General features: G+C 69.3%; 1 protein-coding gene. It reads right to left on the bottom strand.

All coding sequences use genetic code 11. The annotated features are described in order from the left end of the window. Positions 1–11: 11 nt before the first annotated feature. On the bottom strand, positions 12–1,208 hold the full coding sequence (locus ACFYX0_RS47860; protein WP_388982164.1) for an ISAs1 family transposase: 1,197 nt from the start codon (positions 1,206–1,208) through the stop codon (positions 12–14). Between the last annotated feature and the right edge of the window lie 152 nt (positions 1,209–1,360).

Below are 1,360 nucleotides of genomic sequence, written 5' to 3'. Positions count from 1 at the left end.
CCAGGGCTTGATCAAGTTCCGTAGGTGTCTGGGTTGTTGGTGATGCCCAGGATAGTGAGTGCTCGTTCGGGTTCGTTGCGGATGGCGCGGGTGGTTTTGGCGATGTTGTCGGCTCCGAGGAGCTTCAGGGTGCCGATGGCGAGGTTGCGGAGGGCGGCCATGGCGCGGGGTGCGGTGCCGGTGTGGACGGTGGAGGCGTCCTCGGCGAAGGTGACGTCTCTGATGTGGTGCGAAGAATTTTCCACTCCCCAGTGCCCGCGGATCGCGGCGGCCAGATCGGCCGGGCCGGCCTGGTGGGCGTCGAGACTGGTGACGGCGTAGACGCTCTCGCGGCTCTCACGCTTGCCGGTGGGCTTGCGGCGCCGGTGGACGCGGATGGCGAGGCGGGCGTGGGGGAAGAGGATCCCGCCGAGTTCGTCGGCGATGGCGCAGGTCTTGATCGAGCGGGACTCGCGTCTGCCGTGGCCGGTATCGGAGGCGGTGTGCTGGACGGCGATGTCCCGCCACGGCAGGGCGGCGAGCTGACGGTGGGCGATGGGCTGGTTGGTCTTGATCACCGCGATGTAGTGGGCCTTCTTGGTCTCGACCAGCCAGGAGATGTTCGCCTTGACCGAGTGCAGCGCGTCGAAGGTAACGACGGCGCCGGCCAGGTCCAACGGCGCGAGCAGCGGCCGGAAGTGGGTGGTTTCGTTCGTCTTCGCGCCGACCTCCACCTGAGCGAGGGTCACGACCGGGCGGTGGGTGACCGCCGAGAGCAGATGGCGGCGGGGCGAGGTCAGCCGGGCCGAGCCCTTGAGCGCCTTGCCGTCGACGGCGACGACGCGCCGTGGCCCGGTCCCGGGCCTCTGGGCCATGGGGGTGGTGCGGCGGCGGTCGGCCAGGAAGGCGCCCACGGCCTGGTCCAGTGCGTCGCCGTCGAGGCCCTGCAGGACACGGCCGATCGTCGTCGGCGACGGGCAGCGCCGCCAGCCGAGCAGATGCCGCCGGATGCCGAGGGCCGCAAGCTCTTTGCTGGAGGCGCGCTCGCCCCACTCGGCGAGTTCGTCGATGCTCCTGGCGCCGGAAACGGCCGCACAGGCGCACACCAGCAAGATCGCGGTCAGCGAGTACCACCGGCCGCGGCGTGAGCGTGGGTCGGGCAGCGCATCGAGGTAAGAGCGCAGGTCAGCGATCCGGTCCGCATCCAGCGGACCCAGCTTCACCAGCACGGCAGGGATCGGGGAAGATACGACAGCAGGCACGGGACACTCTCGGGATCATCAGGCGTAAGACACCACAATGATCACGAACCCCGTGCCTGCACTGCTACCCGCCCGTCACCCAACGATCCACCCAGCCACGGAACTTGAAGCCGCCCTGG

The sequence above is a fragment of the Streptomyces sp. NPDC002573 genome (genome assembly GCF_042889625.1).
Lineage (GTDB): Bacteria > Actinomycetota > Actinomycetes > Streptomycetales > Streptomycetaceae > Streptomyces > Streptomyces gibsoniae.
This window is presented reverse-complemented; position numbering and strand designations above follow the sequence as displayed.